A 4,393-nucleotide genomic window follows, 5' to 3' on the forward strand; every position below is an offset into this window, starting at 1 on the left:
GGTGCCGCTCGACGTGACGGCGAGCACCCTGGTCGAGGGCACCCGGCTCGTCCAGATCGGCGCCTATCCGGACGAGGCGCAGGCTCGGCTGGAGTGGGACAAGACGGCGGCCCGGTTCGGTGCACTGATGGACGGCAAGCGGCGGGTGATCGAACCCGCCGTCAGCGGCGGCGAGACCTTCTACCGGCTGCGGGTCGAGGGCTTCGACGACCTGGAGGAAGCCCGCCGCTTCTGCGCCGCGTTCAAGGCCGAGGGCGCGGAGTGCGTGCCGACGGCGGTGCGCTGATGACCCCTGCCGCCGCGGCCGCGATCCTTGGCTGCGAGGGTCTTAGTCTGACCGCGGGGGAAGCCGCCTTCTTCCGCGCCGCCGATCCCCTGGGCTTCATCCTTTTCGCCCGCAACGTCGAGACGCCGGACCAGCTCCGGCGCCTGACAGGGGAGCTGCGCGCGGCCGTCGGCCGCGATGCGCCGGTCTTCGTCGATCAGGAAGGGGGCCGGGTACAGCGCCTGCGCGCGCCCTACTGGCGCGAATGGCGTCCGCCCCTCGACGAGGTCGCGCGGCTTTCGCCGGACGCGCGGGCGCGGGCCCTCTGGCTGCGGTACCGGCTGATCGCCGGGGAATTGCGCGCGGTGGGGATCGACGCCGACTGCGCCCCCTCCGCCGATCTCGCCGGGCCTGACACCCATCCCTTCCTGCGCAACCGCTGCCTCGGGACCGACCCTGCCGGCGTCGCCGCGGCCGCGCGCGCCGCAGCCGAGGGGCTGCTCGCCGGCGGCGTCCTGCCCGTGATCAAGCACATCCCGGGCCATGGCCGCGCGGTGGTAGACAGCCACCTCCACCTGCCGCGCACCACCGCCCACGCGGCCACGCTGGAGGCGACCGACTTCGCGCCCTTCCGCGCGCTGGCCGACCTGCCGGTCGCGATGACCGGCCACGTCGTCTTCGACGCCGTCGACCCGGACCGCCCGGCAACGCTTTCGCCGTCGGTGATCGGCATGATCCGCGAAAGGATCGGCTTCGCCGGGCTCCTCCTGACCGACGATCTCTCGATGGAGGCACTTTCCGGCACGCTTGCCGAGCGGGCCGCGGGCGCCATCGCGGCGGGGTGCGACGTCGCGCTTCACTGCAACGGACGCCTGGCCGAAATGGAGGCGGTCGTGGCCGCCGCCGGGCGTCTCTCGCCGGCGGCCGCCTCCGCGCGCCCGACGCCATTGACAGCGACCGGCTCGCGGCCGAGTTTGAGGCGCTGGCGGGAAGCTTTGCCGATGTCTGATGCGGGCGACTTTCAGGAGGACGCGGTCAGCGTGACCGAACGCCTCGCGGCCGAGGCGCTCATCGTCGATGTCGACGGGTTCGAGGGGCCGCTCGACCTCCTGCTGATGCTGTCGCGCACCCAGAAGGTCGACCTGCGCCGCGTCTCGGTTCTCCAGCTTGCCGAGCAATACCTGCAATTCGTGAACAAGGCCAAGGTCTTGCGGATCGAACTTGCGGCAGACTACCTGGTGATGGCGGCTTGGCTCGCCTATCTCAAGTCGCGGCTTCTGCTGCCGCCCGACCCGACCGAGGAAGGTCCCTCGGGCGAGGAACTGGCGGCCCATCTCGCCTTCCAGCTCGAACGGCTCCAGGCCATGCGCGAGGCCGCCGCGCGGCTCATGGCACGCGACCAGAAGGGGCGCGACTTCTTCGTGCGGGGCCTGCCCGAGGATATCATGCGGCTACGGCGGATCAGCTATTCCGCCACGCTTCTCGACCTGATGCAGGCCTATGCCCGCATCCGCACCCGCGACGAGTTCCGCCCCTATGCGATGGACCGCGACCATGTGTTCACGATGGAACAGGCGCTCGACCGGATGCGGGGGCTGATCGGCTATGCCGGCGACTGGACGGACCTGTCCGCCTATCTCCCCGAGGGCTGGACCGCCGATCCCGGACGCCGCCGCTCGGCCACGGCCGCGACCTTTGCCGCATCGCTGGAACTTGCCAAGCAGGGCCAGATCGAGTTGAGACAGGCCGAGACCTTCGCTCCCATCGCCATAAGGCGGAAGACCCAGTGACCGAGACGACCGCGCGTGAGAAGAGCCTCTTCGAGGCGCCGCCCATGGCCGAGCAGGAGCGGATGGTCGAGGCGATCCTCTTCGCCTCCGCCGATCCGGTGACGGTGGCCGAACTCGAGGCGCGGATGCCGCACGGCAGCGACCCGGCCGAGGCGCTGGTGCACCTGCGGAAGCGCTACGAGGGCCGGGGCGTCCATGTCGTCCGTGTCGGCGACGCCTGGGCGCTGCGCACGGCCCCGGACCTCGGATTCCTGATGCAGAAGGAAACGGTCGAGACGCGGAAGCTTTCCCGCGCGGCGATCGAGACGCTGGCGATCATCGCCTACCACCAACCCTGCACCCGGGCCGAGATCGAGGAGATCCGCGGCGTGGCGGTCAGCCGGGGGACGGTGGACCAGCTTCTGGAACTGGAGTGGATCCGCTTCGGCCGCCGCCGGATGACGCCGGGCCGGCCGGTGACCTATGTGGTGACGCAAGGGTTCCTCGACCACTTCGGGTTGGAATCCGCGCGCGACCTGCCGGGGCTGAAGGAACTCCGCGCGGCGGGCCTTCTCGACAACCGGCCGATGCCCGGCGGCGCGCTTCCCGCCGAGGAGGAGGGCGAGGCGCTGGAAGGGCAGAGCGAGCTTTTCGAGGACTGAGGGCGATGACGTTCGACCGGCTGCTGAACCTGATCGTGAACACGGTGATCCGGCGCCTCGTCAACGGCGGGATCAACTTCGGCCTGCGGCGGAACGGACGAAGGCCGCCCGTGCCGCGCGGACAGGGCGCGGCCGCGCAGGGTGCGGATACGCGCGCCATGGTGAAGCGCGCCCGTCAGGCCGCGAAGATTGCCCGGCGGCTCGGGCGCTGAGGCCGGCGGGATACCGGGCCGCCCGTTGGGCAAGACGCTCGCGGCCGGCTCAGCGGAAATGCTTCGAGAGCTTCAGCCCCTGGCCCTGGTAGTTCGACGCGAGCCCCGCGCCGTAGAGCCGTTCCGGCCGCTCGGCCATGCGTTCGTAGATGAGCCGGCCGACGACCTGGCCGTGTTCGAGGACGAAGGGCGCCTCGTGGCAGCGCACCTCGAGCACCCCGCGCGAGCCCGCGCCGGCCGCGCCCGACCAGCCGAAGCCGGGGTCGAAGAAGCCCGCGTAATGCACCCGGAATTCGCCCACCATGGCCAGGTAGGGCGCCATCTCGGCCGCGTGGTCGGGCGGGATCGTCACCGCCTCGCGGGAGACGAGGATGTAGAAGGCGCCGGGGTCGAGGATGATCCGACCCTCGCGCGTGCGCACCTCCTCCCAGAAGTCGGCGGGCGCGTAGTGGCCGATCCGGTCGAGGTCGATCAGCCCCGTGTGCGGCTTGGCGCGGTAGCCGACGAGGTCGCCCGTCGCCGGCCGCAGATCGACGGAAAAGCCGAGCCCGTCGTCGATCAGCGCCGGGCCGGAGACGAGCGGCACCTCGGCGTGGAGGGCGTGAAGCGCCGCGTCGTCGAGCGCGGCGTGGCCCCGCCGGAAGCGGATCTGGTTCAACCGCATCCCGGCCCGGACCAGGACGGAGAAGGAGCGGGGGCATATCTCGGCGTAGAGCGGGCCTTCGTAGCCCTCGCCGATCCGGTCGAACTCCACGCCGCCATCGGTGATCGTGCGGGTGAGCAGGTCGAGCCGTCCGGTCGAGCTTTTCGCGTTGGCCACCGCCGTGACGCCCGCGGGCAGCGCGAGGCGCTCCATGAGCGGCACGACATAGACGCAGCCCTTTTCCAGCACCGCGCCCCCGGCAAGGTCGATCCGGTGCATCTCGAACTCGGCGATGCGGTCTGCGACGCGCCGGCCCTTGCCGGCGAGGAAGGAGGCGCGCACCCGGTAGGCCACCGCGCCGAGCCTCAGGTCGAGGCTCGCGGGCTGCACCTGCGCGTCCGTCACGGGCGGATCGGCCGCGATCGCGCCGCCGGCGATCATGCCGCGGATCGCCCGGTCGGCCAGCACGCCGGTTCCGCTCATCGCTCGTCCCCCCATAAGCGAACGCCCACCCCGAGATGGGGGTGGGCGTTTCGGATTTGGTCGGGCCGGCGAGATTCGAACTCGCGACCTTCCGCCCCCCAGACGGACGCGCTAACCAGGCTGCGCCACGGCCCGACGCAGCGGGGTATAGGATGATTGGCGGGGCGGGGGCAAGCGCCAAAACGCAGGATGCGACCGAGGCGAACGGGCATGCGGAAGGTCAGCCCGACGCCGGCCTGTTCCGCTCCGCCAGCCGCTGTCGCAGCGTCGTCAGGCGGGTGTAGACGACCCGCAGTTCGGACTTGTTGTCGCGCGCGCGCAGCGCGTCCATGGCGCGCAGCATCGCCGCGGCGGGGGGG

General features: G+C 71.5%; 5 protein-coding genes, 1 tRNA gene and 1 pseudogene. 5 read left to right on the top strand and 2 right to left on the bottom strand.

Features of this window, described 5'->3' with window-relative positions:
• The 5 genes and pseudogenes from F9K34_RS17270 to F9K34_RS17290 all read left to right on the top strand — a co-directional run.
• A partial coding sequence (locus tag F9K34_RS17270; RefSeq protein WP_291338355.1) for an SPOR domain-containing protein occupies positions 1-286 on the top strand: 286 nt, incomplete at its 5' end.
• Positions 286-1,113 (top strand): annotated as a pseudogene (locus tag F9K34_RS17275) (glycoside hydrolase family 3 N-terminal domain-containing protein); the annotation flags it as partial. The gene F9K34_RS17270 and the pseudogene F9K34_RS17275, both read left to right, overlap by 1 nt.
• Before the next feature lie 153 nt (positions 1,114-1,266).
• Positions 1,267-2,055, top strand: coding sequence for a segregation and condensation protein A (locus tag F9K34_RS17280; protein WP_291338358.1), 789 nt, complete (start codon positions 1,267-1,269; stop codon positions 2,053-2,055).
• A gap of 44 nt (positions 2,056-2,099) precedes the next feature.
• On the top strand, positions 2,100-2,696 hold the full coding sequence (gene scpB, locus F9K34_RS17285) for an SMC-Scp complex subunit ScpB (RefSeq protein WP_291338359.1): 597 nt from the start codon (positions 2,100-2,102) through the stop codon (positions 2,694-2,696).
• 5 nt (positions 2,697-2,701) lie between these two features.
• Entirely contained in the window at positions 2,702-2,908 is a 207-nt protein-coding gene (locus tag F9K34_RS17290) for a hypothetical protein (RefSeq protein ID WP_291338356.1), read from the top strand.
• A gap of 49 nt (positions 2,909-2,957) precedes the next feature.
• Here the strand turns inward: F9K34_RS17290 and F9K34_RS17295 are convergent, their stop codons facing one another.
• Together F9K34_RS17295 and F9K34_RS17300 are read right to left on the bottom strand one after the other, a co-directional pair.
• Entirely contained in the window at positions 2,958-4,034 is a 1,077-nt protein-coding gene (locus tag F9K34_RS17295; protein ID WP_291338357.1) for a 2'-deoxycytidine 5'-triphosphate deaminase, read from the bottom strand.
• A 57-nt stretch (positions 4,035-4,091) separates the two neighbouring features.
• A tRNA-Pro gene (locus tag F9K34_RS17300) sits at positions 4,092-4,169 on the bottom strand.
• Positions 4,170-4,393: the final 224 nt, after the last annotated feature.

It is taken from the genome of Albidovulum sp., assembly GCF_008933605.1.
Classification (GTDB): Bacteria; Pseudomonadota; Alphaproteobacteria; order Rhodobacterales; family Rhodobacteraceae; genus Albidovulum.

Excerpts from the sequence above, each read along its gene's own strand:
- F9K34_RS17290 (WP_291338356.1), top strand. The coding sequence starts at position 2,702 with ATGACGTTCGACCGGCTGCTGAACCTGATCGTGAACACGGTGATCCGG.
- F9K34_RS17280 (WP_291338358.1), top strand. The coding sequence starts at position 1,267 with ATGTCTGATGCGGGCGACTTTCAGGAGGACGCGGTCAGCGTGACCGAA.
- scpB (WP_291338359.1), top strand. The coding sequence starts at position 2,100 with ATGGCCGAGCAGGAGCGGATGGTCGAGGCGATCCTCTTCGCCTCCGCC.
- F9K34_RS17295 (WP_291338357.1), bottom strand. The coding sequence starts at position 4,034 with ATGAGCGGAACCGGCGTGCTGGCCGACCGGGCGATCCGCGGCATGATC.